Annotated in this window: 24 protein-coding genes; 14 read left to right on the top strand and 10 right to left on the bottom strand. The window is 64.7% G+C overall.

Going from position 1 to position 26,756, the window contains the following annotated elements:
• Positions 1-54: 54 nt before the first annotated feature.
• The 3 genes from CIT37_RS18835 to CIT37_RS18825 all read left to right on the top strand — a co-directional run bounded on the left by CIT37_RS18835 (position 55) and on the right by CIT37_RS18825 (position 2,533).
• Positions 55-639, top strand: a complete 585-nt coding sequence (locus tag CIT37_RS18835) for a CoA-binding protein (protein WP_095425421.1) — start codon at positions 55-57, stop codon at positions 637-639.
• Positions 640-788: 149 nt separating this feature from the next.
• On the top strand, positions 789-2,069 hold the full coding sequence (locus tag CIT37_RS18830; protein WP_028141415.1) for an O-acetylhomoserine aminocarboxypropyltransferase: 1,281 nt from the start codon (positions 789-791) through the stop codon (positions 2,067-2,069).
• Between the two features lie 119 nt (positions 2,070-2,188).
• Entirely contained in the window at positions 2,189-2,533 is a 345-nt protein-coding gene (locus tag CIT37_RS18825) for a hypothetical protein (protein ID WP_028141414.1), read from the top strand.
• Here the strand turns inward: CIT37_RS18825 and CIT37_RS18820 are convergent, their stop codons facing one another.
• The gene (locus CIT37_RS18820; protein ID WP_095425422.1) at positions 2,534-3,616 is read right to left on the bottom strand and encodes a COX15/CtaA family protein; all 1,083 of its coding nucleotides are present in this window, start codon (positions 3,614-3,616) and stop codon (positions 2,534-2,536) included.
• A gap of 92 nt (positions 3,617-3,708) precedes the next feature.
• On the opposite strand from CIT37_RS18820, the gene CIT37_RS18815 reads away from it, so the two are divergent.
• Positions 3,709-3,930 carry a DUF2842 domain-containing protein gene (locus CIT37_RS18815; RefSeq protein ID WP_018320088.1) on the top strand — a complete coding sequence of 74 codons (222 nt, stop codon included), beginning with the start codon at positions 3,709-3,711 and terminating at the stop codon, positions 3,928-3,930.
• Here CIT37_RS18815 and CIT37_RS18810 read toward each other — a convergent pair.
• Positions 3,914-4,957, bottom strand: a complete 1,044-nt coding sequence (locus CIT37_RS18810; RefSeq protein WP_095425423.1) for a polysaccharide deacetylase family protein — start codon at positions 4,955-4,957, stop codon at positions 3,914-3,916. The genes CIT37_RS18815 and CIT37_RS18810 overlap by 17 nt on opposite strands.
• Positions 4,958-5,087: 130 nt before the next feature.
• Between CIT37_RS18810 and CIT37_RS18805 the strand changes: the two genes are divergently transcribed.
• Entirely contained in the window at positions 5,088-6,269 is a 1,182-nt protein-coding gene (locus CIT37_RS18805; protein ID WP_038948768.1) for a GNAT family N-acetyltransferase, read from the top strand.
• A gap of 181 nt (positions 6,270-6,450) precedes the next feature.
• Here CIT37_RS18805 and CIT37_RS18800 read toward each other — a convergent pair whose 3' ends face one another.
• Entirely contained in the window at positions 6,451-8,787 is a 2,337-nt protein-coding gene (locus tag CIT37_RS18800; protein ID WP_095425424.1) for a GumC family protein, read from the bottom strand.
• A 205-nt stretch (positions 8,788-8,992) separates the two neighbouring features.
• On the opposite strand from CIT37_RS18800, the gene CIT37_RS18795 reads away from it, so the two are divergent.
• From CIT37_RS18795 to CIT37_RS18785, 3 genes are all read left to right on the top strand, one after another.
• Entirely contained in the window at positions 8,993-10,126 is a 1,134-nt protein-coding gene (locus CIT37_RS18795; RefSeq protein ID WP_095425425.1) for a glycosyltransferase family 4 protein, read from the top strand.
• Between the two features lie 120 nt (positions 10,127-10,246).
• On the top strand, positions 10,247-11,794 hold the full coding sequence (locus CIT37_RS18790) for an undecaprenyl-phosphate glucose phosphotransferase (RefSeq protein ID WP_038973479.1): 1,548 nt from the start codon (positions 10,247-10,249) through the stop codon (positions 11,792-11,794).
• Between the two features lie 71 nt (positions 11,795-11,865).
• Entirely contained in the window at positions 11,866-13,122 is a 1,257-nt protein-coding gene (locus CIT37_RS18785) for an O-antigen ligase family protein (protein WP_161966430.1), read from the top strand.
• On the opposite strand, the gene CIT37_RS18780 is transcribed toward CIT37_RS18785, so the two are convergent.
• Positions 13,091-13,567 (bottom strand): MarR family transcriptional regulator, encoded by a 477-nt coding sequence (locus CIT37_RS18780; protein WP_049801985.1) that lies wholly within the window; start codon positions 13,565-13,567, stop codon positions 13,091-13,093. The genes CIT37_RS18785 and CIT37_RS18780 overlap by 32 nt on opposite strands.
• A gap of 147 nt (positions 13,568-13,714) precedes the next feature.
• Here CIT37_RS18780 and CIT37_RS18775 point away from each other — a divergent pair, with 147 nt between their 5' ends.
• Together CIT37_RS18775 and CIT37_RS18770 are read left to right on the top strand one after the other, a co-directional pair.
• The gene (locus CIT37_RS18775) at positions 13,715-14,911 is read left to right on the top strand and encodes an FAD-dependent monooxygenase (RefSeq protein ID WP_095425428.1); all 1,197 of its coding nucleotides are present in this window, start codon (positions 13,715-13,717) and stop codon (positions 14,909-14,911) included.
• A 308-nt stretch (positions 14,912-15,219) separates the two neighbouring features.
• Positions 15,220-16,191 (top strand): IS110 family RNA-guided transposase, encoded by a 972-nt coding sequence (locus CIT37_RS18770; RefSeq protein ID WP_049801720.1) that lies wholly within the window; start codon positions 15,220-15,222, stop codon positions 16,189-16,191.
• 203 nt (positions 16,192-16,394) lie between these two features.
• Here the strand turns inward: CIT37_RS18770 and CIT37_RS18765 are convergent, their stop codons facing one another.
• Genes CIT37_RS18765 through CIT37_RS18755 form a run of 3 tightly spaced genes read right to left on the bottom strand, consistent with a single transcriptional unit; the run spans position 16,395 to position 19,188 of the window.
• Positions 16,395-17,573, bottom strand: a complete 1,179-nt coding sequence (locus CIT37_RS18765; RefSeq protein ID WP_095425297.1) for a saccharopine dehydrogenase family protein — start codon at positions 17,571-17,573, stop codon at positions 16,395-16,397.
• Between the two features lie 9 nt (positions 17,574-17,582).
• Complete coding sequence (locus CIT37_RS18760) at positions 17,583-18,365, bottom strand: DUF169 domain-containing protein (RefSeq protein WP_038948776.1); 783 nt, start codon at positions 18,363-18,365, stop codon at positions 17,583-17,585.
• Between the two features lie 55 nt (positions 18,366-18,420).
• The gene (locus tag CIT37_RS18755; RefSeq protein WP_161966429.1) at positions 18,421-19,188 is read right to left on the bottom strand and encodes a YdcF family protein; all 768 of its coding nucleotides are present in this window, start codon (positions 19,186-19,188) and stop codon (positions 18,421-18,423) included.
• 163 nt (positions 19,189-19,351) lie between these two features.
• Here CIT37_RS18755 and CIT37_RS18750 point away from each other — a divergent pair, with 163 nt between their 5' ends.
• The 3 genes from CIT37_RS18750 (at position 19,352) to CIT37_RS18740 (ending at position 21,304) form a co-directional block, all read left to right on the top strand.
• The gene (locus CIT37_RS18750) at positions 19,352-20,293 is read left to right on the top strand and encodes an acetamidase/formamidase family protein (protein WP_095425299.1); all 942 of its coding nucleotides are present in this window, start codon (positions 19,352-19,354) and stop codon (positions 20,291-20,293) included.
• Positions 20,294-20,490: 197 nt separating this feature from the next.
• Positions 20,491-20,688, top strand: coding sequence for a hypothetical protein (locus tag CIT37_RS18745; protein ID WP_007603456.1), 198 nt, complete (start codon positions 20,491-20,493; stop codon positions 20,686-20,688).
• A 73-nt stretch (positions 20,689-20,761) separates the two neighbouring features.
• Entirely contained in the window at positions 20,762-21,304 is a 543-nt protein-coding gene (locus CIT37_RS18740) for a GcrA family cell cycle regulator (RefSeq protein ID WP_028141400.1), read from the top strand.
• A 319-nt stretch (positions 21,305-21,623) separates the two neighbouring features.
• Here the strand turns inward: CIT37_RS18740 and CIT37_RS18735 are convergent, their stop codons facing one another.
• Complete coding sequence (locus CIT37_RS18735) at positions 21,624-23,180, bottom strand: porin (protein ID WP_028141399.1); 1,557 nt, start codon at positions 23,178-23,180, stop codon at positions 21,624-21,626.
• A 402-nt stretch (positions 23,181-23,582) separates the two neighbouring features.
• Here CIT37_RS18735 and CIT37_RS18730 point away from each other — a divergent pair, with 402 nt between their 5' ends.
• A complete protein-coding gene (locus tag CIT37_RS18730; RefSeq protein ID WP_026202299.1) occupies positions 23,583-24,089 on the top strand; it encodes a MarR family winged helix-turn-helix transcriptional regulator in 507 nt (168 codons plus the stop codon).
• 111 nt (positions 24,090-24,200) lie between these two features.
• Here the strand turns inward: CIT37_RS18730 and CIT37_RS18725 are convergent, their stop codons facing one another.
• Positions 24,201-25,316, bottom strand: coding sequence for an alpha/beta hydrolase family protein (locus CIT37_RS18725; protein ID WP_095425300.1), 1,116 nt, complete (start codon positions 25,314-25,316; stop codon positions 24,201-24,203).
• Between the two features lie 251 nt (positions 25,317-25,567).
• On the bottom strand, positions 25,568-26,539 hold the full coding sequence (locus tag CIT37_RS18720) for an SDR family NAD(P)-dependent oxidoreductase (protein ID WP_028141397.1): 972 nt from the start codon (positions 26,537-26,539) through the stop codon (positions 25,568-25,570).
• Between the last annotated feature and the right edge of the window lie 217 nt (positions 26,540-26,756).

The following is a 26,756-nucleotide window of genomic DNA, read 5'->3' as shown; positions in this document are numbered from 1 at the left end:
AACACTGGATTGCTTCGTCGCTTCGCTCCTCGCAATGACAAGGAAAAAGAACAAATGAACCACGACTCCTATTCCGACGATTACATCCGCGCCATCCTCAACAGCGTGAAGTCGATCGCGATGGTCGGCGCCTCGCCGGTCAATGTGCGGCCGAGCTATTTCGCATTCAAATATCTGGCGCAGCGCGGTTACGACATGATCCCGGTCAATCCCGGCCATGTCGGCAAGGAGCTGCTCGGAAAGCCCTTCATCGCCTCGCTGTCCGACATCGGCCGTCCCATCGACATGATCGACATCTTCCGCAATTCCAGCCACATCATGCCTGTCGTCGAGGAAGCGCTCACGCTCGACCCGCTGCCGAAGGTGATCTGGATGCAGCTTGGCGCACGTGACGACGTGGCGGCAGCGAAAGCCGAGTCGGTCGGTATCAAGGTGGTGATGAACCGCTGCCCCAAGATCGAATATGGCCGCCTGTCGTCCGAGATCTCCTGGATGGGCGTGAATTCGCGCACGCTCAGCTCCAAGCGCGCGCCGGCACCGACGCAAGGCATGCGGCTATCCCTCAATCGAATGAGCGTCGGCGGCGGCGACACTGCGGCCTCCGATCGTGCCGCCAAAAACAAGACCGAGCAAAGCTGACGCAATTGCGAGGGATTCATTTTGCCAACGCGACAATGCGTAGCAAGATCATTCCCAAATGGTCTTGATGTGACACGGCGCCTTGACGCCGAGCGCGGCGCCCATCAGCATGCCGCGCGATTTCAGACCAAGAGAACAGGACGCCCTCAATGAGCGATCGCCTTCCGGGATTTTCAACCCTCGCCGTGCATGCCGGTGCACAGCCCGACCCCACCACCGGCGCGCGCGCGACTCCGATTTATCAAACGACGTCGTTCGTGTTCAACGATGCCGACCACGCCGCCTCGCTGTTCGGTCTGCAGGCGTTCGGCAACATCTATACCCGCATCGGCAATCCCACCAACGCGGTGCTGGAAGAGCGCGTCGCCGCGCTCGAAGGCGGCACGGCCGCGCTTGCGGTGGCCTCGGGCCATGCCGCACAGGTCGTGGTGTTGCAGCAATTGATGCAGCCCGGCGACGAGTTCATCGCCGCGCGAAAACTCTATGGCGGCTCTATCAACCAGTTCACGCACGCCTTCAAGAGCTTTGGCTGGAACGTGGTGTGGGCCGATCCCGACGATATCGCAAGCTTCGAGCGCGCGGTGACGCCGCGCACCAAGGCGATCTTCATCGAGTCCATTGCCAATCCCGCCGGCAGCATCACCGACATCGAGGCGATCTCGACGGTGGCGCGGAAGGCGGGCGTGCCGTTGATCGTCGACAACACGCTGGCCTCGCCCTACCTGATCCGCCCGATCGACCACGGCGCCGACATCGTCGTGCACTCGCTGACGAAGTTCCTGGGCGGTCACGGCAATTCGCTCGGCGGCATCATCGTCGATGCCGGCACCTTCGACTGGTCGACGGGCGGCAAATATCCGATGCTGTCGGAGCCGCGGCCGGAATATCACGGCATCCGCCTGCAGGAGACCTTTGGCAATTTCGCCTTCGCGATCGCCTGCCGCGTGCTGGGCTTGCGCGACCTCGGCCCCGCGCTGTCGCCGTTCAACGCCTTCATGATCCTGACCGGCATCGAGACCTTGCCGCTGCGCATGCAGAAGCAGTGCGACAATGCGAAAGCGATCGCCGAATTCCTCGCCGGCCATCCGGCGGTGGCGTCGGTTAGCTATGCGGGCTTGGCAAGCGACAAGTATAACCAGCTCGCGCGCAAATACGCACCGAGGGGCGCGGGCGCCGTGTTCACCTTCAGCCTGAAGGGCGGCTATGACGCCGGCGTCAGCCTGGTGTCGAAACTGCAGCTGTTCTCGCATCTCGCCAATGTCGGCGACACCCGCTCGCTGGTGATCCATCCGGCGTCCACCACGCACAGCCAGCTCGACGACGCCGCCAAGGTGAAGTCCGGCGCCGGCCCCGACGTGGTGCGGCTCTCGATCGGCATCGAGGACAAGGAAGACCTGATCGCCGATCTGGAACAGGCGCTGGGGGCGTAGCTTTCCCGGTCATTCCGGGACGCCTGAATGCGCCCCGGAATGACGTCCCGGTTAACAGTCATTAACCATATCTGCCCCATACATCGTCCTTGGATCGCCCTTTTGATTCGGAGCCGACGATGCTGCGCTGGATGGTGCCTGCCCTTGCGGCGATGCTGACGGTTTCAGCCGCCGTTGCCGCTGACTTGCCGGCCACGCCGAAGCGGCGCGCCGCCGCTCCGCCACAGGAGCCGCCGCAGGTCTATGTCGATACCGACCCGGATGCGCTGATCTCGCCGGCCTATGGCATCGGCAGCTATATCCGCAATCTGCCGGGCACGCCGCTGCTGCCGGGCTCGCACACCTTGCCGGGCTACTACGGCCGCCCCTGGAGCTACGACTATCAGGGCGCGTATTACGGCGGGAAGCAGGTCGATTATTTCTGGCGCCTACCCTACGCGTGCGGCATCTACGGCTATTGCTGATCAGCCGGGCTGGCTAATCGGAACCGCACGCGGCTGCGCCTCCGCAGATCGCCGCGAAGCGAGCCGCTCCACCTGCATCACCGCGAGCGTCAACACGACGATTGCGACGGCCTGATGCGACAGCGCGAGGTCGATCGGCACCTGGTTGAGCAGCGTGAGAATGCCGAGCACCGCCTGCAGGCTCACCGCCGCGAACAGCCAGAGCGCGCCGCTTGCGGCCGCACCTGCGCGCGAACGCACCGCGTCGATCGCATGCAGCGCGGCCAGCGCGAACAGCGCATAGGCGGTCATGCGGTGCTCGAACTGCACCGTCAGCACATTGTCGAACATGTTGCGCCACCACGGGGTCTCGAACCACAGCCGCTCGGCCGAGGGAATGAACGCGCCGTCGATCTGCGGCCAGGTGTTGTAGGCGCGCCCGGCGCGCAGGCCCGCAACCAGCGCACCGAAATAGATCTGCACGAACGTCACGACGAGGAGCAGCGCGCCCGTGAAGCGCAACCGCGCAGACGCCGCGATCTGCGGCCGCTCCTTGAGCCGCCGCACCGTCCAGACGATGCCAGCAAAGATCAGGAGCGCGAGCACAAGATGCGTCGCCAACCGATATTGCGACACCTCGACCCGCTCGGTGAGACCCGAGGCGACCATCCACCAGCCGACCGCGCCCTGGAGCCCGCCAAGCGCGAATAGAAGCCACAGTCTACGTTTCAATTCACCGGACAGGCCACCGCGCCACAGGAAGAACAGGAACGGCAAGAGATAGGCGACGCCAATGAAACGGCCGAGCAGCCGGTGGCTCCATTCCCACCAGAAAATCTGCTTGAACTCGGACAGGCTCATGCCCGCGTTGAGCTCGCGATATTGCGGGATTCTCTTGTAGGCCTCGAACGCCTCGGTCCACTGCGCCTCCGACAGTGGCGGAACGCTGCCCGTGACCGGCTTCCATTCGACGATCGAAAGGCCGGATTCCGTGAGCCGCGTCGCGCCGCCGACCAGCACCATCAGCGCGATCAGCGCGGCGACGGAGATCAGCCACCAGCGCACGGCGCGATGCGAGTTGGTTGGAACGGAATTCGTCGTCAAGGCGCTAAAACCAGGGCTTGAACCGGACTGCGTGCCCCTTATAGTCCCCCGCTCCCGCAGCGCAAGTTACGCGAAGGCCGTAATAGTCAGCCATGACGATCCGCACCCGCAAGTTCCTCGGCGCCATCCTGCTCCTGGTGCTGGCCACGGTCTGGGCCCTGCTCGGCATGGCGGCGGCGCAGATGCCGTGGATCGCCGAGTCCGGCTGGCGGCAGGCGATCTATTACGTGGTGGTCGGCATGGGCTGGGTGCTGCCGGCGATGCCGATCGTGAGCTGGATGCAGCGACCTGATCGCGTCAAGTCTGGCTCGTAGCGGTCGGCCTCACCGGCGCAAACGCAACACCCGACACCAGTACGCGCAGCATGCGCAGGGAGCGCACGCGACCATCCCAGGAAATCCGCGGCAGCGCGCGCAGATTGGTCCGCCCCTCCGCGTCCACGATGCCCGGGATCGTCGACACCGCGCTGGCAAAGCCCGCCTCCTCCGCCATCACAACATGGCTGCGCCGGAACGAGGTACGATCGCCGAACGGAAAGGCGAGATGCCTGACATCGCGACGGAAGGCCGCTTCGGCAACGGCCTTGCCCATCGCCATCTCGCGCGAGGCTGCCGTATCCTTCATGTTGGCGAGAACCGGATAGTTCACCGTGGCGCTCCCGATCGTGACGAGCGGATCGGCGGCGAGCTTGGCCAGATCCTCCCAATCCATCGACGCCTCGCGCGAGAGCGCGGCAAGCTCAATGCGGTAGCGCGTGCAGAGATCGGCGATCGCGGCCGACAGATCCGCCGGCGACAGCGAGCGCAGCCAGCTCTCGATATGCGAAAACAGCGCCTGCTTCTCGGCATTGCCGGTGACGGTGAAGCGCTGCTCCTTCTCACCCATTATCAGATTGATGCGGCTCTCGCGCGCGATCACCTGTTCGAGCCCGAGCCACCAGGCCTGCCCGACGCCATCGGGAAACGCGGTGGGCACGTAGATCGTGAAGGGCACGGCGTGCTGCGCCAGCACCGGATAGGCAAAGTCGATCAGATCCTTGTTCGCGCCGTCGAAAGTGAGCGCCACGAAACGCCGCTTCTCCGGCAGTGTCACCGCGCGCCGACAGACCTCGTCCATGCCGAGAAAATCGTAGTTCCAGCGCTTCAACGCGCGAATGGCGCGGTCGAGAAATTGCGGCGTGACCTCGTCCGCGCGCAGCGGCTGAAACCCGCCGCGCCGCCGTGGCCGCACCCGCGCAAAGCGCAGGATGGCGCCGGCACCGCGGCTGCGCAGCGCAGCCTGGCCGGTGAACCAGGCCAGCTCGAGGCGCAGCCGTTCCAGCCATCTGTCGTCGGATGCCAAAATCTTGACCCTTCGCGCCCTGAAGGCGCCCGTTCCCTCTCCATTGTCCTTACCCTTTGTTGACATTTCTTTGCAAAGGTCGGCCACAGGCCGAATTACGTCTAATTTGATTTCTCGACAGGTTTCGCGAATGACCATGGCTGCGGCGATGCAAAGCCGGACGGCAGAAGCGCCAGCGCGGTCGAAAGCGAGCCGTATCGCGCATGTCGATATCGTCACCGATCTCGGCGCCGCCGAGGCGGTCTGGCGCGCCTTCGAGGAGCCCGGCCATCTCTTCACGCCCTATCAGCGGTTCGATCTGCTGAGCCCCTGGCAGCGACTGGTCGGCGAGCGCGAGGGCGCGCGGCCCTTCATCGTGATCGGCCGCGACGCCGATCACACGCCATTGATGCTGCTGCCGCTCTCGCTGCGCCAAAGCCACGGCGTGCGTACGGCCTGCTTCATGGGCGGCAAGCATACGACCTTCAACATGGGCCTGTGGAACGCAGCGTGTGCTGCGCAGACCACTGCCGCCGATCTCGATACGCTGCTTGCGCCGCTGCGCGAGCACATCGACGTGCTCGCGCTGACGCAGCAGCCGCAGCGCTGGCACGGCCAGCAGAACCCGTTTGCCCTATTGCCGCGGCAGAGCCCGATCAACGGCTGCCCGCAACTGGTGCTGGAGCCGGGCGGGCCGCCGGCATCGCGGATCAGCAATTCCTTCCGCCGCCGCCTCAAGAGCAAGGAAAAGAAGCTCCAGGCGCTCGCCGGCTATCGCTATCACCTTGCCACGTCAGACGCGGACGTCACCCGCCTGCTCGACTGGTTCTTCCGCGTCAAGCCGGTGCGGATGGCAGAACAGAAGCTCCCGAACGTCTTCGCCGAGCCGGGCGTCGAACAGTTCGTCCGCAGCGCCTGCCTTGCGCCGCGCGGCGAAGGCCGCGTCATCGACATCCATGCACTGGAATGCGACGACGAGGTGATCGCGATCTTCGCCGGCGTCGCCGACGGTGAGCGCTTCTCGATGATGTTCAACACCTACACGATGTCCGAGCACGCCCGCTACAGCCCCGGCCTGATCCTGATGCGCTACATCATCGATCGCTACGGCGAGCGCGGTTACCGCTCGCTCGACCTCGGCATCGGTTCGGACGACTACAAGCGAATGTTCTGCAAGGACGACGAAGACATCTTCGACAGTTTTGTCCCGCTGACCTCGCGCGGCAAGCTCGCGGCGATGGCGATGTCCTCGCTCAGCCACGGCAAGCGGCTGGTGAAGCAGAACCAGATGCTGTTTGATCTGGCCAGGCGGCTGCGGCAGGCATTCGGGTAAAGCCTCTCCGCGAACGCCGAAATCGTAGGGTGGGCAAAGCGACTTGTCCGCCGTAGCTCGCAGAGCGAAGGCGGAAGCGTGCCCACGTCTTCTGTTACTGTATCGAATAGGTGGTGGGCACGGCGCGAACGCGCCTTTGCCCACCCTACGATTCCGAGTGCGCGGAGAGAGAAAGAAACGCCTACGCCGCCACCACGCGCGGCGCGTCGACCGCATCCGAAGCCTGCACGGGCTTGCTCAGCATCGTCACCTCGCTGAAGCCGACCGCCCGGAGCTGCTCGCACATCAGCGTGCGCGCATCGCTCGCCATCGAGGCATCGGGCACCACGACGGCGCGGGCATGCGCCGTCAGCAGCTCGGCCGGAAGGTCGGAGGCGCTGCCGGCGTCGACCAGCACGTGATCATAGGCGCGCAGCAGCGCGTCGATGGCGAGCGTCACCCGCGGCGATTGCAGCACGCTGCGGTCGAAGCCGGGACGGCCGGCCATGACGAGGTGGAGCCGTGACAGCTTGTCCCGGGTGATGATTTGCGCGAACGACGCCTGGCCCTGCATCAGCTCGGCAAGGCCGGGCGCCGAAGCATCGACGGACACCGCGGCAATCGTCGGCGAGGACGCAGCGAGATCGACCACGACGACGCGCGCCTCGCGCGCCAGATGCCGGGCGAGCGTCAGCGTCGACAGCGTAATGGCTTCGCCGGAGGCGGTGCCGAGCACCGTGACCTTCTTCGCCGCAGCGCCCGCGGCGCGCAGGCTGCCGGCCAGATTTTCGATCTCGGTGAATTCGGTGACGTCGGCATGATCAGTCATCTCCGGCTGAAGCGGCGCGGCCTCTGCCATGACCGGATCGGCGATCGGCTCGACCTCGGGCCGCACAACCGGCTGGACGACCGGTTGGACAACCGGTTCCCGGCGCACCGGTGCCTGCGTTTGCGCCGGGCCGACCGCGGCCACAGCGCGCGGTGCGGTCTGGCGCAATAGCTCGCCGGTGACGACGACGCCGGACGAAAGCAGCAGCGTCGCGATCGTCGCGATCAGCACGATCGGCAGCTTCTTCGGGTAGGCCGGCGTGTTCGAAACGATGGCGCGCGAGATGACGCGGCCGTCGGTCGGCGCCGTGTCGATGGTCTCGCGGGTATTGGCCTCGCGGTACTTGGCGAGATAGCCCTCCAGCAGATCGCGCTGCGCCTTGGCCTCGCGATCGAGTGCGCGGAGCTGGACGTCCTGGCCGTTGGTCGAGGTCGCCTGCTTCTTGAGCTGCTCGAGGCTCACGGTCAGGCCATCGACGCGGCCGCTGGCGATCCGCGCGTCGCTTTCGAGCGAGCGGGAAATCTTGGCCGCTTCGTCGCGGATCTGATTGTCGAGGTCGCCAAGCTGCGCCTTCAGCTCCTTGATGCGCGGGTGATTGCCGAGCAGCGTGGACGACTGCTCGGCGAGCTGCGCACGCAACGTCACCCTTTGCTCCGACAGCCGCCGCATCAATTCGGAGTTCACGACTTCGGATGCCTCGATCGGCTTGCCGCTCTGGAGCATCTCCTTGATCAGCCTAGCCTTGGATTCCGCATCCGCCTTCAGCGAGCGCGCATTGTTGAGCTGGGTGTTCACCTCGCCCATCTGCTGGTTCGACAGCGTGGTGTTGTTGGTGCCGATGAACAGGCTCGACTTGGAGCGGAAGTCCTCCACCCTGGCCTCGGCGTCGGAGACCTTCTTGCGCAAGCTCTCGATCTCGCCGGCGAGCCACTGGCTGGCATTCTTGGCCTGGTCCTGGCGCGCATTCTGCTGGAGCACCAGATAGCCGTCGGCGATCGAATTGGCGACGCGGGCGGCAAGATCCGGATCGGCGGACTGGAATTCGACCACGATGACGCGCGATTTGTCGACGGCATAGGCTTGCAGGCGCTCGTAATAGGCATCGAGCACGCGCTCTTCCGGCGTCATCGAGAACGGATCACGGCCGATACCGATCATCGCGGCCAGCGACTTCAGTGGCGAGATGCCCTGCAGCACCGGATCGAACTCGGGGCGTTCGGCGAGCTTGTTCTTCTTGATGATCTCCCGCGCGAGATCGCGCGACAGCACCAGCTGCACCTGGCTGGTGACGGCCTCGGCGTCGAGCGCCTGCCGCTCCTCGGCGCGGTCGCTGCTCGGACGCAGGAACACGTTCTCCCGGCCGTCGATGAGAATGCGCGATTCGGACTTGTAGCGCGGCGTGACGAGATTGACGACCGCAAAGGATGCGACCAGCGCCAGCACCGTCGGCACGATGATCCAGCCGCGCTTGCGCGCCAATGCCGCGCCGAGCGCGTGCAGGTCGATATCGCCGGACTCGACTTGGGCCTGCTTCGTGACGATCGGCGCAGGCCTGACTTCGATCTTCTGCTCGATCTTCTGCTCGATCTTGGGCTCGACTTGGACTTCAGCCTTGACGTCAGCTTTGGGCGCGACTTCGGCCTTGGACTTTCCAACAGCCCGCGCAACCACCGCCTTGTCCTTGCCGGCACGCCAGAACGCTAAACGCATCGAACACTCCCGCAGGGGCAACGCCACTAAGCTACCTCAACCCCGGCGATTACACTCCATTAAGGTTGCCGCTGGGTTAATCGCGGCATGCGGCGACTTGCGCAGGCGCACGCGTCACCGTTTGTTAACCACGAGGCCCCTTAATCCGTCTCGATATTTTCCTAGGAATTGTTCGGCATTCGCCGTCGAGCGCTGGTTTTGATTCATGCCCCCCTCTCCTGACCGGCCGCTTCGTATCCTGCACGCCGTGCGTGCTCCGGTCGGCGGCATCTTCCGCCACATCCTCGACGTCGCCAACGGCCAGGTCGACCGCGGCCACCATGTCGGCATCCTCGCCGATAGCCTCACCGGGGGCGAGCGCGCCGACAAGGCCCTCGCCGAGCTCGCGCCGCGGCTGAAGCTCGGCGTGCACCGGATGGCGATCCGCCGCGAGCCCTCTCCGGACGACGTTTTGGTGTGGCTTCGCATGCGGCGCCTGATTGCCACCCTGAAGCCCGACGTCATGCACGGCCACGGCGCCAAGGCCGGCGCCTTCATCCGCATGCGGCGACGCTCCGACGACACCATCCGCATCTACACGCCGCACGGCGGCTCGCTGCATTATCCCCTCAACACCTTGAAGGGCGAGTTTTACGCGCGACTCGAGCGCTCGCTGATGGATTCGACCGACCTGTTCCTGTTCGAAAGCGCGTTTGCCCGCGACACCTATCAACGCATCGTCGGCACGCCCAAGGGCGTGGTGCATTGCGTCTTCAACGGCGTCACGCCCGAGGAGTTCGAGCCGGTCGTGACCACCGACGATGCGACCGACCTCGCCTATGTCGGCGAGTTCAGGCACATCAAGGGCGCCGATCTCCTGGTCGATGCCGTGGCGCGCCTGCACGAGGGCGGCAAGAAGGTCACGCTGACGCTCGGCGGCGACGGCGAGGAGACGGCGGCGCTGAAGGCGCAGGTCGAGAAGCTCGGTTTGTCCGGCGCCATCCGCTTCATCGGTCACGTCAAGGCGCGCTACGGCTTCTCCAAGGGGCGGCTGCTGGTCGTCCCCTCGCGCGGCGATTCCATGCCCTATGTCGTGATCGAGGCCGGCGCTGCCGGCATTCCCATGATCGCATCGCGCATCGGCGGCATTCCCGAGATCTTCGGCTCCGAGAGTCCGGCCCTGTTCGCGCCGAGCAATTCCGAGGCCATGGCCGAGGCGATCGCGGCCGCACTCGACGATCCCACCGCAACGGCGCAGCGCGCCGTGTCGTTGCGCGAACGCATCTCGGCGCATTTCTCGCAAGCCGCCATGGTCGACGGCGTGATCGCCGGCTATCGCGACGCATTTGCCAATCATTAACCATCCTTAAGCCCGCTTTAGAAAATCTTCCGATTTGTTCGATAATCGAAGGACCGGGGGATGCCGCCCGGGGCGCCAATGCCATTGGCCCGCGGGTGCTTGAAATGGACGTGGACGCCCGTGGAACCGCTCAACGCACGCTCGATGCTCGATGCCGCGACCAGTGCCGCGGCGAAACCGGCTGACCAACCCTTCGTGGAGCGCCGCCGCCGGCTCTCGCCCGCAGCCCTCGACGTCGTCAACCAGAAGGTCGCCCGCGCCTATTCGCCGATCGTGATCGCCGGCTTCGTGCGCGTGGCCGACTTCGCGCTGCTCAGCCTCGTCGGTATCGCGCTCTATGTCGGCTACGTCATGCCGCTCTCCGGCTTCAGCTGGGTCTATCCCGCCGAGGTCATCGCCGTATCGATCGCCGCCGTGATCTGCTTCCAGGCCGCCGACATCTATCAGGTGCAGCTGTTCCGCGGTCAGCTCCGGCAGATGACACGGATGATCTCGTCCTGGTCGTTCGTCTTCCTGCTGTTCATCGGCATCTCCTTCTTCGCCAAATACGGCAGCGAAATCTCGCGGCTGTGGCTTGCCGCCTTCTATTTCCTCGGGCTCGCCGCGCTGCTTGCCGAGCGTCTGGTGCTGCGATCGCTGGTGCGCGGCTGGGCGCGCCAGGGCCGGCTCGACCGCCGCACCATCATCGTCGGCGCCGACAGCAACGGCGAGCAGCTGGTCGAAACGCTCAAAGCGCAGGAGGATTCCGACATCCACGTGCTCGGCGTGTTCGACGACCGCAACGACAGCCGCGCGCTCGACACCTGCGCCGGCGCGCGCAAGCTCGGCAAGGTCGACGACATCGTCGAATTCGCCCGCCGCACCCGCGTCGATCTCGTGCTGTTCGCGCTGCCGATCTCGGCGGAAACGCGCATCCTGGAAATGCTGAAGAAGCTCTGGGTGCTGCCGGTCGACATCCGCCTTTCCGCGCACACCAACAAGCTGCGCTTCCGGCCCCGCTCCTATTCCTATCTCGGCGAGGTGCCGACGCTCGACGTGTTCGAGGCGCCGATCACCGACTGGGATCTGGTGATGAAATGGCTGTTCGACCGCGTCGTCGGCAGCCTCGCGCTGCTCGTGGCGCTGCCGGTGATGGGGCTGGTGGCGCTGGCGGTGAAGCTCGACAGCCCCGGCCCGGCGCTGTTCCGCCAGAAGCGCTTCGGCTTCAACAACGAGCGCATCGACGTCTACAAATTCCGCTCGATGTACCACCATCAGGCCGATCCCACGGCCTCCAAGGTCGTGACCAAGAACGATCCGCGCGTCACCCGCGTCGGACGCTTCATCCGCAAGACCAGCCTCGACGAGCTGCCGCAGCTCTTCAACGTGGTCTTCTCCGGCAATCTCTCTTTGGTCGGCCCGCGCCCGCATGCGGTGCAGGGCAAGCTGCAGAGTCGGCTGTTCGACGAAGCCGTCGACGGCTATTTCGCCCGCCACCGCGTCAAGCCCGGCATCACCGGCTGGGCCCAGATCAACGGCTGGCGCGGCGAGATCGACAACGAAGAGAAGATCCAGAAGCGCGTCGAGTTCGACCTCTATTACATCGAGAACTGGTCGGTGCTGTTCGACCTCTACATTCTCCTGAAGACACCGATCTCGCTGCTGACCAAGAACGAGAACGCGTATTGAGTTTTCCGTCATGCCCCGGCTTGACCGGGCGATGACAGCGGTGTTTGGCGTCCGAATAGCGTGAGCATGTGATGGCGTATGCGGCGACAGCCGGTGGAGTGAACGTAGCCGTACCGGCTGCGCCCGGCGTGCTGGCGCTGCAGCGCGCGCTGGTGTGGCTGGTCGGTGCCTCCGGCGCGGTCGTCTTCATCGAGCCGAGCCCCTACGAGATCATGACGCTGCTCGCAGCCGTCACGTTCTTCGCCACCGGCCTGCGGCTGCGGCTCGCGCTGATGCCGCTGGTGCTGATGCTGGTCCTGCTCAATGTCGGCTACACCATCAGCGCGATCCCGCTGTTCGAGCGGTCCGAGGTCGTAAGCTGGATCGCGACCTCCTGGTACATGGCGGTGACCGTGGTGTTCTTCGCGATGGTCACGTCCGAAGACACCGCGGCCCGGCTCGACATGCTCCGCCGCGGCCTCGTGGTCGGCGCGATGATCGCCTCACTCCTGGCGGTCGCCGGCTACTTCCACCTGGTGCCGGGCGGCGACGATCTCCTTACGCTCTACGGCCGCGCGCGCGGCACGTTCAAGGATCCGAACGTGCTCGGCGCCTTCCTGATTCTGCCGGCGCTGTTCGCGCTGCAGAGCGTGGTCTCGGACAAGCTGGCGAAGGCGTTCCGCAACGTCATCGCCTTCGGCATCATGTCGCTGGCGATCCTGCTCGCCTTCTCACGTGCCGCCTGGGGCGGCCTCGTGCTGACCTCCGCCTTCATGCTGGCGCTGATGGTGCTGACCAGCCGCACCAACGCGCAGCGCTCGCGCATCATCATCATGGCGATCGTCGCCGCCGTGCTGGGGCTCGCGCTGATCGCGGTGCTGCTGTCGTTCGATTCCACCGCCGAGATGTTCAAGCAGCGCGCGAGCTTCGACCAGAGCTACGACGAGGGCCGCTTCGGCCGGTTCGGCCGCCACATCCTGGGCGCAGAGATGGCGCTCGACCTGCCGTTCGGCATCGGCCCCCTGCAATTCCACCGCTTCTTCCCCGAGGACACCCACAACTCCTATCTCAACGCCTTTATGTCCGGCGGCTGGCTGTCCGGCGTGTGTTATCCCGCGCTGGTCTTCACCACCGTCATCATGGGCTTCCGGCACATCTTCGTCCCGGTGCCCTGGCAGCGCGCTTATCTCGCCGTGTTCTCCGCCTTCGTCGGCACCGTCGGCGAAAGCTTCGTGATCGACACCGACCACTGGCGGCACTTCTGGATGATGCTGGGCGCGATGTGGGGCATGATCGCGGCCGCGCAGATCTACAAGATCAGGGCTGGCGAGGACGCGTCTTCAGCTTGAGAGCCGGACGTTTTTCCGGCGGCGTGTCGAGCAGGCTCTTCAGCGCCTCGGTCGCCGCGAGCACGCCCTTGTAGCCTTCGTTGGCGAAACGCAGCAGCAGCCTCAATTCCTCGTCGGAATAGCCGCCGAATACCTTTTCCATCGCCTGCTGCATCGGCACGTAGAATTGGCCGATCTTCATCGCCGCGTCCGGCACGACGGCGATGAAGACCTTGCGGCGGTCTTTCTCATCGCGTTCACGGCGCACCAGCCCCGCCTTTTCGAGCCGATCGACCACGCCGGTGATGGCACCGGTCGTGAGCCCCGTGACCTCGGCGAGCCTCCCGGCAGTGACGCGTCCTTCGAGATACAGGATGTCCATGCATTCGAGATCGGAATTGGCAATTCCGGCAACATTGGCAACGGTTTGCCCATAGAGCACGCCCTGCGCGGACGACCGGCGCATGGCGTCCTCGAGCTCCTGCAGCAGCGCGTTGCGCGCCTTCGTCCTTGACAAGGCGGACCTCATATCTTAGGCGATATATATCTTAGTAACTAAGATATTTAGCGACCGTAATTCCTCCTAGCACCACGGAAACGTCGGGAGCAAGCCATGTCCTATCGACCCCGCAAGGCCCTGATCATCGGCGCCGGCATTGCCGGCCCCGTGGCCGCGATCCTGCTGCGCCGCGCCGGCATCGAGTCCGCGATCTTCGAGGCCTGGCCCTATTCGAAGGGCATCGGCGGCGGCCTTCAGATCGCGCCGAACGGCATGCATGTGATGGACGAGATCGGGCTGGCGAATGAGTTGATCGGCCGCGGCTCGGTCGCAGAATCCTTCGACTTCTATTCTCAAGGCGGCGTGAGGCTCGGTTCGATCAACCGCGACATGGAACGGCGCTTCGGCCAGCCTGCGGTGAACGTCTGCCGCGCCACGCTGAACGAAATCCTGATCGACAAGGCCTGGTGCGCCTGCGTTTCGCTCTATTTCGAGAAGCGCCTGATCAAGGTCGAGGATCGCGGCGACCAGCCGATCATTGCCTATTTCGCCGACGGCACCACAGCCGAGGGGGACTTCCTGATCGGTGCCGACGGCGTGCACTCGATCACACGTCGGCAGGTGGTGCCGGACGGACCCCAGCCGTTCAACACCGGACTGATCGGCTTCGGCGGCTTCGTGCCGCACGCCGTCCTCGACGGCAGATCGATCGGCCGGCACGTCGAGACCACGTTCGGCCAGAGCGGCTTCTTCGGCTACGGCTATTGCAGCCCCGATCCCACGGACGGCGTGATGTGGTGGAGCACGCAGCCCGCGCACGGCATGGACGCCGCGATGTTTCGCGCGCTCGACTGGTCGACGCTGAAGCAGCATCTGCGCGGCTTCCACCGCGGCTGGCACGACCCGATCCCCGATATCATCGAGGCCGCCGAGAACATCGTGGTCACCGACACGCTCGACGTCGCGAGCCTGCCGACCTGGTCGCGCAAGCGCTCGCTGCTGATTGGGGACGCCGCGCATGCGACCAGCCCCCATGCCGGCCAGGGTGCTTCGCTCGCGCTCGAGGATGCGATGCGCCTTGCCCGCCTGATGCAGGAGGGCCAGGAGCTCGGCGCCACCTTCCAGGCCTTCGAGGCCGAGCGTCGCCCGCGCACCGAGAAGATCGTCGCCATGGCCCGCCGCAACGGCAACAGCAAGCGCGAATTCAGCGCCACCGGCGCGTGGGTGCGCAATCAGATGCTGAAATGGCTGCTGCCGCTGGGATCGAAAAGCATGGAGTTCATGTACGCGTATGATGCGCGGGCGGTGTAACAGAGACGGTGCCGTAGGGTGGGCAAAGCGCAGCGTGCCCACCATTTCTATCCAATCGGGACAATGGTGGGCACGGCGCGTTGCGCCTTTGCCCACCCTTGTATTAGCGCGCCGGATTAGAATGGCCTGGTTCCGTGAGGAATGGCCCAGCCCGGGTGGCCGCCCGAGCTGGGCCGCCGATCGATCGGATCGATGCCCACCGAAGCCTTGAGGGCTGCGTTTTGTAGCAAGATCGCGGTCGGCACTTCATCGGGACCCGCATGGTTGAACGAACTTCAGGTTCGCATCACAAGGGAGGGTCGAGGAAGATGGCCAAACGTAACACGATCTGTGCTGGAATCGATACCAGCAAAGATAAGCTCGACGTGGCGCTCGATGGCAGTTCGGAGGAGCTGCAGGTCAAGAACACGGCGGAAGGCCACCAGGAGCTGGTGGAGTGGCTGAAGCGCCACAAGGTCAAGCGGGTTGGGATCGAGGCAAGCGGTGGTTACGAGCAGGCGGCGGTCGCCGAACTGCGACGCCAGCGGTTTGTCGTCATCGTGTTTCAGCCGATCCAGGTCCGCGCCTATGCCACGTTCCATTTGCAACGGGCCAAGAACGACAAAATGGATGCCGCATTGATTGCGGCCTGCACCGCCGCGGTCAAGAAGATCCATCCCGCTCCAGACCCCCGGCTGCAGCCTTTTGCCGTGCATCTGACGATGATCGACCAGATCAAGGAGGACATCGCAAAGCTCAAGAATCGGCTGGAGAGCTGCCCTGACGAACGTATCCAGAAGTTCTGGAAGGAGCAGATCGCTCTGTTGGCCAAGCACAGACGAGCCGAGTTCAAGGCCCTGGTGGCAGCGATCCGCAAGCATCGCGATCTCGCCGCACGGCTCGATCTGATCTACAGCGTTGGCGGCAGCGGCTTGCCGACCGCGGTTGCCATCTTGATCAGGATGCCCGAGATCGGTCAGATCACCCGCGAGCAAGCCGCAGCCCTCACCGGGCTTGCGCCGTACGATGACGACAGCGGCAAGCATGTCGGCGCCCGCAGGATTGACGGCGGACGCCAGCGCTTGCGTCAGGCGCTCTACACCGCAGCTCTTCCGGCATCCTTCCGCTGGAATCCGCAGCTCATGGCCCTGTACAGCCGGCTGATCGCCGCCGGCAAGGGCCACAAGCGCGCGCTGGTCGCCTGTGCCAGGAAGCTGATCGTCATCATCAACGCCGTCGTCGCCCGCGGAACACCGTGGGTCGCCGAACCGCCCAGAACCGCGAGTGTGTCCGTCACCTGATCTCGTTTCTTTGTTCGATCAGGCGACCGTTTCTTCGTCCCGACCTGCCGTCAAGACGACGCCGCGCGCCGCGGCCGTCAAGGATGGCCGTCGCGCTCGTCTCACCTCACGTCGACTGCCGCCAGGCCACGCCTTGACGGCCGCAAGCACGGCGTCATGCTCGCGGAAATCGGGCGTGCTTTAATGGTTGCTACGGCACCGAGCTAGCCCTCCACCCCGAACGTCAGCCCGGCATGATCCTGCAGCCGCTTGATCAGCTTGTGCTGCATCGCTGCGCCCGGGGTCCAGAAGCCGGCCGGAACGTCCGCGGCGTCGCGCAGCAGGCAGATCGCGCATTCGGAGATCATCTTCGAGGTCGAGCCGTAGCCGGGATCGCGGTCGCCGGTGACGCCGGCGCGGACCATGCGGCCGTCGGGCGCGATCGCGACATAGAGCAGGTTGAATAGACCGTTCTCGCGCTCTTCCTTCGACGGCCCCTCGCCTGGCTTCGGCGCATTCGGCCCGGTCTTCTCGGCATTGACCGCCATCACTCGCTTCGCGTTGGCCTCGCCCTTCTCGCCGGGACCGGTCAGGACCATCTCGTCGTAGACGAACTCGCGGCCGTAGGGAAAGCCCATCAGCATGTTGGAGCGATGGACGTTGCGGGTGTTGATCAGCGCCATCATGAACGGCGCGGCCCAGGATTGCAGATCCTCCTCGTAAGCCGCTCTGTTGCCTTTCGGCTGCTTCGGACCGGTAAATCCGGGCGTCAGCGCAAAATGGTCGTTGAGGATGGCGACGAGGCTGAGATCCTTGGCGACGGCATCGAAGGTCGCCTTCGCGCTCGCCGCTGTCCCGCCTGACAGCGTGCCGCGCATGTCGCGCACGCGGCCCTTGACGCGCGCAACAGGCGCGCCGAACACGCGCCTCGCCTCTTCCTGCACGAAGAATGTGCCGAGCTCGAACGGCACGGAATCATAGCCGCAGGAAAACACGATGCGCGCGCCGCTCGCCTTGGCCGCCGCATCGTACTTGTCGATCATCTGGCGCATCCAGACCGGCTCGCCGCAGAGATCGAAATAGTCTGTGCCCTGTGCAACGCAGGCTGCGAGCAGCTCTTCACCGTAGAATTGGTACGGTCCGACCGTCGTGATCACCGATCTGGTCTGCGCCACCATCGCCTTCAGCGAGGCAGCGTCCGACGCATCCGCCACGATCAGCGGCGTATCCGCGGGCGCGCCGATGGCGTCGCGCACCGATTTGAGCTTGTCGAGGCTGCGGCCCGCCATCGCCCATGTCAGCGCCTTGTCGTCCTTGTAATGTGCCGCCAGATACTCGGCGACGAGCTGGCCGGTGAATCCGGTCGCGCCGTAGACGACGATGTCGAATTTCGCAGAGCTCATGACTGGCCTTTACTTCTTCGCGTAGCTCACGCCCATGCCGGCACGGACGTCGCTTTGAATGCCATAGGGCGGGATCGGATAGCGCAGGCCGTTCCTGGCCAGCGCCTTCATGCCTTCAATTGCCTTGGCGAGATGCGACGGCTTCAAGGCCATCAGCATCTCCTCGTCCGGCACGCCGCCATAGCGCCGTTCGGCATAGCATGGCAAGGACAGGCTGGGCTCCCCGGTCTTGAGCGCCCGCCCCCAGGAATCCGCGCAAGCCGTCTCTCCGACGACGCCCCATTCGAACTTCTTGTAGCCGGTATATTGCAGCCCGTTGATCAGGATGATCATCTGTCCCGGCGTCGCATAGACCAGGCAGATGTCGGGCGGATCGAGCCGGCCGCTGGCGAGCGGACTGACGGCGAGCGCCTGATAGTGTCCGAACGGAACCACGTCCAGCGCCTCCTGGCGCTTGCGCGCGTCCTCCGCCGTGCCGTGCCAGACCCCGACATAATTTTCGCCGGCGAGCCACTTCTCGTCCTGCGGCGCGAGCCCGATCACCGCGCGGCATTGCGCGCCGACAAGGTCATCGGCCGTGATGCCGACGGTCCAGCCCAGGCGCGCGGCCATGCTGACGATCTGGTCGGTGGTGTGGATCGCATTCGGCCGCCGGATTTTCGGGATCGCCTCCATCTCTGCCGCTTGCGCGAACAGCTTCATGCCGATCACTGTCGTCTTCAGCCGCAGCAGGCTGTTGAGATCGGCGACGAGGCCGCCAAGATCGATGCTGTCTGCACTCTGCTGTTGCATGGCTTCCTCCGGCCCGGCGATCGTGCGCCGTGTGTTCTTGTTTTACACTCTCGTTCTAGTCCCTGCCCGGTCCCGGAAGCAACTCGCCGGTCCTGCCCATCAGACGGTAGGCCACGAGGCCGATCCACTCGCGCACCGCGACTTCGGTTCGGCCCAGCCCGTCCGCGCCCATATTGGTGAAGGAGAAGAGATCGTCACGCCCGCCCATCCGCCAGTCCACGGGATAGGCCTCGACGTCGAATCCGGCCTTGCGGAAGATCCCCATCGAGCGCGGCATGTGGAAGGCCGATGTCACCAGAAGCCAGCGCTCGCCCGGCTTCGGCGCCACCAGCTGTTTCGTGAAGATCGCATTCTCCCAGGTATTGCGGGATCTGCGTTCCAGGACGAGGCGCTCTTTCGAGATGCCCAAATTTTCCAGGATCGGCGCGGAGTAATCCGCTTCCCTGGCATCAGTGGAGACGAGGTTCGCCGTCCCCCCAGTAAACACGATGCGCGCATTCGGATAGCGGCGCGCGAGCTCGGCCGGCGCAAACAGACGATCGGCGGCGTGCGCGACCACCGGCGTGCGATGCGCCGCCGACAGATCGGCGTCGACGGAGCCGCCGAGCACGATGATGCCGTCGGGCGCGCCGCGCGCAGGGTCCCACGCCGGAAAGCGCGACTCCAGCGGATAGATCAGGAGATTGCCGAGCGGCGAGAACGCCGCCAGCGCCAGCAGCACCAGCGTGGTCACGGCAAGCTTGCGGCCGAGCGCGGCAAAGCGCGTCGCCATCAGCACCAGCGACAGGATGCCGAGCTCGACCATGAAGTTGATCGGCAGCAACGCGGTGCCAAGCGTCTTGGAAAGGACGAAAAACAGGGGAGCCTCGCTGGAATGAACTGGCCGGTCCGCGCGGGGCTTGACCTGCCCGGCGATCTTCAGAAATCTTCTTGAGGATCGATCGCCGGGTCAAGCCCGGCCTGATGAAAGCGACCGGACGCGGCACATGACCCATCACCACCTGCATTCCAGCCCCAAAACCTGCCATTGGGGCTTCTTCGAAGCCGCGCTCAAGCCCGTGCTGACGATCAAAAGCGGCGACGAGGTGACGGTCGACACCATCAGCGGCGGCCCCGACATGCTGCCCGACCGCGACAAGTTTCACATTCCCCCCGAGATGTTCGAGGTTCACGCCAACAACGAGCGCATGCTGCCCGGCCACATTCTCACCGGCCCGATCGCGGTCGAAGGCGCCGAGCCCGGCGACGTGCTCGCGGTCGAGATCCTCGACGTCCAGCTCCGGCAGGATTGGGGCTGGAACATGATCAAGCCGCTGTCCGGCACCCTGCCCGACGATTTCCACGAGACCCGCATCCTCAACATCCCGCTCGACCGGACGCGGATGACCGGCCGCATGCCGTGGGGCCTCGACCTGCCGCTCAAGCCGTTTTTCGGCGTGATGGGCGTGTCGCCACCCCCTGGCTGGGGCCGCATCTCCTCGCTGATCCCGCGCGCCATGGGGGGCAATCTCGACAACAAGGAGCTCGGCGCCGGCGCGACGCTCTATTTGCCGGTGTTCGTGCCGGGCGCGATGTTCTCCTGCGGCGACGGCCATGGCGTGCAGGGCGACGGCGAGGTGTGCGTCACCGCGATCGAGACCGCGCTGCAGGGCCGCTTCCGCCTGACGCTGCGCAAGGACCTGAAGTTCGACTATCCCCGCGCCGAGACGGCGACCCACTACATGACCATGGCGATGGATCCCGACCTCGACCAGTGCGTCGTACGCGCGCTGCGGGACATGATCGCGCTGCTCGGCGAGCGGCGAAACCTGTCGCGTGAGGACGCCTACACGCTGTGCAGCCTGGCCGCCGATCTCAGGGTGACCCAGACCGTCAACGGCGCCAAGGGCATCCATTGCATGATCGAAAAGGCGATCGTGCACGGCTGAGCCGGCCCGCACCTCCTGACCTGTCGACGCCACGCCGCCGGGACTCCCGCGCGGCGCGCCTCGCCGCGTCTAATTTCCCGTGCGATTCCAACGTGCTGAGCATCAAGCTCAGCCTGCATTTGACTTCCACCCCCGAACCTAAATAGAGTCTTAATCGTTACTTTTATGTACCCGAGTAAGAGGCTAGCGTTCGCGCCATGGCCACCGAAAAAGCCGAGACTGACCGTATTCCCGTAACCTTGGCGCTCTCGACCATCACCTATTTGGAGAAGCTGGTGAGACAGGGCACCCACGGCACCAGCGTTCCCGGCGTCGCACGTACCCTGATCGAGGAAGGCATCCGTCTCGCCATCAAGGACGGGCTTTTGTCGATTCGCGACAATGGCAGGACGTGAGCGCGCGCCGAATGCGAGGCGGACGGATCTCGGCAAGGCGGATGGCCACATCTGCAACCTGGGACCGTGACACATGCCTGTTCTCTCACCAACGTCTTCATCGACCTGTCCTGCGCCGACGTCTTCCTCAAGCACTTATTCCGCGAGGACTTATTCCTCGAAAACCTGGACCGACGAGCGCATCGAACTTCTGAAGCGGCATTTCGAGGCCGGCCTCTCCTGCCGCGAGATCGCCGCCGACATCGGCGTCAGCCGCAACGCGGTGATCGGCAAGCTGTCCCGCCTCAATCTCACGCGCGGCCGCACCATCGACGAGCGCAAGGTTCAGGACAGGCCGGCGCGGGCACCGAGAGCCGTGCCGCGGCTGCAATACGAGATGCTCGCCACGATCTATGGCGAAGCCGACGCACCCGTGGCCACAGGTCCGATCGACGACGCCAATCGCTGCTCGCTGATGGAGCTGGCCGAGAACCGCTGCCGCTGGCCGATCTCGACGCCGGGCGCCGAGGATTTCTGCTTCTGCGGCAACGCCGCGTCCGACGCTCAGCCCTATTGCGCCGGCCATAGCCGCCTCGCCTACCGGCCGAACTCACGCGCCCGCGTGGTGCGTGGCTAGCATCTGTTTGACGCGTTCTCTTGACGCGAACCGGTATCCACTTCGCTCGAAAACGCTGTGCCTCCCAAAAACGAAAAACCTCCGGCGGGGCATCGCCGGAGGTTTCTGGAGGCTTAGCATGAAGCTAAGAGCCGCAACTTTCGTATTTGGCTGAGAGATATATAGCTTAGTAACTCATGTAAGTAAATAAATCGGGGCCGACGGAATCGCATAGCTCGTCTTCGCCTTCCGCACGGGCCATTCGGATTTCCGAAGGCCCTGCAAAAAAGCCCCGGCGGTGTCCCGCCGGGGCCGTGTCGGATCGCAAAAGACCTCGAGCTTACCAGTTGCGCTGGGCGCGCAGCAGCATGCTGTAGGTGTCCTGGTCCTTGAGCTCGTAGGTCGCCGCCGGCTTGGCGACGCCCGTCAGTGCTCCGGTCGTGATCACGCCCGAATACTTCTGGTCGAGATGGCTGTAGGTGAAGTCAGCCGAGAAGGTCAGGTTCTTCACCGGCGTCCAGCGGGTGATGACACCGACCTGGCCGATGTTGAAGTCCGGGTTGCAGGAGCCGGTCAGGGTGGCGAACGCCGCGCTGCCGCAGATCATGCTCTTCGCCGTGCCGCTGTAATTGACCGCAGCCCACGCGCCGTACAGCGCCGTGTTCCAGTACGGGCTCCAGTTGTGGGTGAAGGCACCCCGGAAGCCGTAGGTCTTGGTCAGCTCGAGCTGGCCGCCCGGTCCGAACACCGCATCGGACACGCCGGCGAAGCCGATGCTCTGATAGGCGGCGTTCGAGCTGCCGAACATCGAGTAGCTGGTCGCGGCCAGCTCCTGGAAGTTGTAGCGGCTCGCGCCTTCGGTGTAGACGCCCGAGATGTTGATCACGTCGCCGGCGCCGGTCGGGATGTTCTTGATGCCCAACGCGAGCTGAACGGCCCAGCCCCATTTGTCTTCGGGATGACCGGTGGCTTCGGTCGCACCGTAATAGCCGACATGGTTGTCATGCGCGGCGACCGACGCCTGGAACAGGCCCCAGGCCTGGTCGACGCGAACCATGGCGACGAGGTCGGGCGAGCGGGTGCCGCCGATGTCGTTCGAGCCGTAGGCACCGCCGAGAACGCCGGTGGTCGACATGCCCGCCGTGTTCCAGATGTTGGTCTGGAAGACCTGCGTCTGGTCCTGCGCCGAGAACGCGGCCGTCACACCCTGGCCGAAGTCGGCGGTGTAGGTGAACTGGGTCACGCCGTTGGTGGTGCCGCTGCCGCCGACGAGCTGGTCGAAATTGTTGCCGGGATAGTTGATCCAGGGCGCGTCGAACTGCGACACGGCCTTACCCATGGTGAAGCCGGCGAACTGGACGAAGGCGTAGTAGACGCCGAGCGCGCCGCCGGAGAGATTGCCGTCGGTGCCGTTGATGTTGCCGCCGCTCGAGCCGGTGAGGCCGGTGCCGGCCGCGTTGAGGCCGATCGTGCCGCTGTACTGGGTCGCACCCGTGCCCGAACCGGTCCCGCCATAGCTGCCGGTCGTCCAGGTGAAGACCGCGTCGAAATAGGTGCGGACCACGCCGTACTCGGTCGCGGTGCGCGTGTCGATGTTGAGATCTTCACGAGCGCGCATCGAGTAGTAGTTGGTGAGGCGGTTGTTGGCCGCGAACACGCCGTTGTACTGGGCGCTGTAATTGCCGCCGGCGTTGAGCGCCACTTCGGCACGCACATAGCCGCCGAGCTTGATGCAGGTGTCGCTGCCCGGGATGTAGTAGAAGCCCGCGCCGTACAGCGTGCAGATCTTGACGTACTCGACTGCCTTGGCCTTGACCGGAAGATCGGCCGCCTGGGCTCCACCGACGGCGATCAGACCCGCCGCAGTGCCGAGCAAAAGGCTCTTCACCACTTTCATCTTAAAAACCTCCAAGTTGCTCATTTTACGGAGACCGGACCGTGAGGCCCCCCAAGATCCCCGTCTCTATCAATCCGCTCGGCCGCTTTCGGACACACCCGCTTTCGACGCGAGCAACGTCAGCGAACCACCTGCAACGGGACGATCGAGTACCCCCCACCGTCGCGCACCAATATGCCTGCGTCGTTCGCTAATCAAAATACTTTATTAAGTCAGCTTTCCGGTTTTCGCTAAGCCTGTGCCCCGCGCGCAACACCGGGACCAAGCCGATCGCTGAGCTGATCATCTTTGTAGTTTTAGTGACGAAATTACCCTGCCCTGCACTTGCGTCAGAGCAGGCTTGCGTGGACTATGGCCCTCCACGAACACCGGCCTGAACAATCGGTTCACGGGAGTGACGCTGTGTCCGCGACGAGGAAAGAAGGAGCGCGCCTGCGCTCGATCGGCAACCTGGATATCATCAGGCGCTTCACCTGGGAGATATCGTCGATCAACATGTATCTGGAGGAACTGCGTCAGTTCTGGGCGAAGACGCTCGGCATCAGCGGCCCGCAATGGCTGATCCTGATGGCCATCTCCGACCTCGACAAGGACGACGGCATTCCGGTCAACGTGGTCTCCAAGCTCCTCCACGTGGATCCGTCCTTCGTCACCACCCAGTCCAAGCTGCTCGAAAAGAAGGGCCTGCTCCGCCGTCGCCCCTCGCCGACCGACGCCAGGGTGGTCCGGCTGTCCCTGACCGACAAGACCCAGAAGCACATCGCAAGCCTCAACGAGCAGTACAAGACGATCCGCGAATTCGTCTTCCAGGAGTTCGACGAGAACGAATTGACGGAATTCACCGGCAAGCTCGCGACGCTGAAGAACCGCCTCCAGAAAGCCTGCGTCCGGATCTCACTCGACTTCTAAAGCGCGATGCGATCAGGATGAATCGTCATCGCGCTTCAGGTTGTTGTTTAAGCATGATCTTTTCGGAAAACCGCTGCGCACTTTTCCGGATCATGCTTTAGGGCCCCGCGCTCAGATCCGCCGCGCGGCGGTGCCGAGCCGCGATTCGAGCCAGTCGAAGATGTATTCGTTGGCAAGGCTCGGATTGTCCGCATGGGCCTGCGCCGCGCCGGTCTCGGCCGCGCTGAACACCTTCAGCATGACATCCGAACTGGCGAGCCGGGAGTTCTCGACGATCTGACGCGCCCGGTCGGCCTTGAGCCAGCCGTCCTCGCCGAGCGTGATCAGCACCGGGCAGTCGGCGCTGGAGGCCATCAGCGGCGCATGCGGCACCGGCACGATGCTGACATCGCTCATCGCGAATCGGCTGGCAAAGAAGGCCCGCTCGTGCAGGTCCCACAGGCCGCCGTCGCAGACGGCGGCGGCGAGCCGCGGCTCCTGCAACACCGCGCGCGCCACGAAGGACGAGCCCCAGCCGTCAGCGATGATCCCGACCCGGGCGAAATCGATGTCGCCGCGCGTCTCCAGATAGTCCATGACGCCGGGAATTGCGCTCTCGAGATCCCGGCGCCGCAACAGCGCGTCGAGATAGTCGTCGCGCTGGTCGCCGAGCAAATCGAGCGCCAGCATCGAGAATCCACGCTCGCGCGCATGCGGCACGAGCTTGAACAGGAATTCCTCCTTGCGATGGCCGGGCTCGCCGATGCAGATCACGGTCGGAGCCAGTCCGCTTCCCGTCGGCGCGGGAACGAAGTAGCCCTGCAACGCATGTCCGTCGAGCCAGGGGATGGTCACGACTTCGCCGGCGGGCCCGCGCGCCGCGAGATAGCGGCGTGCGCATTCCTGCATCGCGAGCACCGCAACCCAGCGGCGCTCGTCGGCCGGGTCGAGCGGCATCGCCGCCGCACCGTAGTAGTTCATGGCGCGCAGCCAGTTGCGCTGCGCGCTCGCCATGTGGCCTTCCGCGAACGCGGCCTCGGCGCGCTGCCGATTGGCCTGCGCCAGCTTCTTCCACTCGCGATGCCAGGACCGGTCGTCACCGCGCTTCAGCTGCCGCGCGATCATCAGGCATTCGGCGATCGTGGCGCCGCCCTCCTGGGCCGCGGTCAAGAGCCGCGTAAATTCAGCGGAGATGTCCTCCCGCTCCGGGCAAAGGATCCAGTCGTCGGAGAGGCATGCGGGAATCATCGGAGCTACGCTCTATCATCGCGTTATCCCCGATTGAGTAAACTATTTCAGTTTACCGACCAAGCAGCCGTGCACCGAATGAGAGCCGTTCGAGATCACCATCGCTTGAACGAAACGGCCCCCTCGCATGCGTGACATTCCAATTCGTCATGAGGCGACGAACATTGGCAGGAGGTGGCACGTACAATTACCTGCGCGCCTCTTGCCATGATGATTATCATACCTATATCGGCGCGCCTTTCGAGGCGGTCTCAACCGAGCCGCCAGCCGACCTCCTGCGTAAAGCTTTCGTAGAAGGCGCGGTCATAGGCCTGCTCCGGCGTGGCGCGCACGCGTTCGTCGAGTCGCTCAGCGTCCTCGCCGACGAGGATGCGCCAGCGCTCCGCCTTGACCCCGTCGAGAATGATCTTCGCGGCTTGCGCAGCCGTGGTCGGCGCATCCTCCAGGAAGCTGCGGGCGCGTTCGGCGAACGCCGCCTGGATGTCCTCGTCCGACATCTTGTCGGCATCCGGCACGCCGGCCGTGACCATCCGCTTGCGGGTCAGCGCGACCTCGTCGGCATTGAGTCGCTCCGATCCGTCGGCGCTCTGCACCTTGCGCGAGTTGGAGACGATCGAGGTGCCGATGTGACCGGGCATCACCACCGAGCATTTGACGTGCGGCGCATGCAGGCGGAGGTCGTTGATCAACGCTTCGGTAAATCCCTTCACCGCGAACTTGGCCGAGCTGTAGGCGGTGTGCGCCTGGCCCATGCCGATCGAGGCCCAGAAGCCGTTGACGCTCGCGGTGTTGACGATGTGGGCCTCGTCCGCCGCGACCAGCATCGGCAGGAAAGTGCGCACGCCGAGATAGACGCCGCCCCAGCAGATGTTGAAAGTGCGCTCCCACTGCTCGCGCGTGTTGGTGAACAGGCTGCCGCCGCCGCCGATGCCGGCATTGTTGAACAGCAGGTGGATCCTGTCGGTCTTCTGCTGCTCGGCGAGCTCGTCGCGAAAGCGCTTCAGATGATCCTCGATCGAGACGTCCGCGACATGCGTCGTGACGCGCAGGCCCTGCGGCAGCTTCTCGATCTCGCAGAGTCGCTTGGTCTCCGCCATCGCGGCCTCCGAGACGTCGCACATCGCGACATTGCAGCCTTCGGCGACGAGTTGCCGCGCGAGCTCGCGCCCCATTCCCGTGCCGCCGCCGGTGATGACTGCGATCTTTCCTGCGAAATCCTTCATGGGACTTTCGGCCCCTCCCTTGTCGGTATGTTTCTTCGTCATCGCGCACTCACTGGAGCGCGCACGAAATGTAGCAGCGCCGCATCCGCAAATGAAAGCGGATCGGCGAGGCAATCTTCAGCATCAGTTATTTCGGCGCGCGGACTATTGGCCGTTCCGATGCTGTTGCCACGCGGTCCGTGCATGTGAGGCAGCCTCGCCCGCGGCACATCCTTCG

Origin of the sequence: Bradyrhizobium ottawaense, from assembly GCF_002278135.3 — a bacterium.
GTDB classification, from domain to species: domain Bacteria; phylum Pseudomonadota; class Alphaproteobacteria; order Rhizobiales; family Xanthobacteraceae; genus Bradyrhizobium; species Bradyrhizobium ottawaense.
The sequence above is the reverse complement of the archived record's forward strand: the minus strand, read 5'-3'. Positions and strand labels throughout refer to the sequence as shown.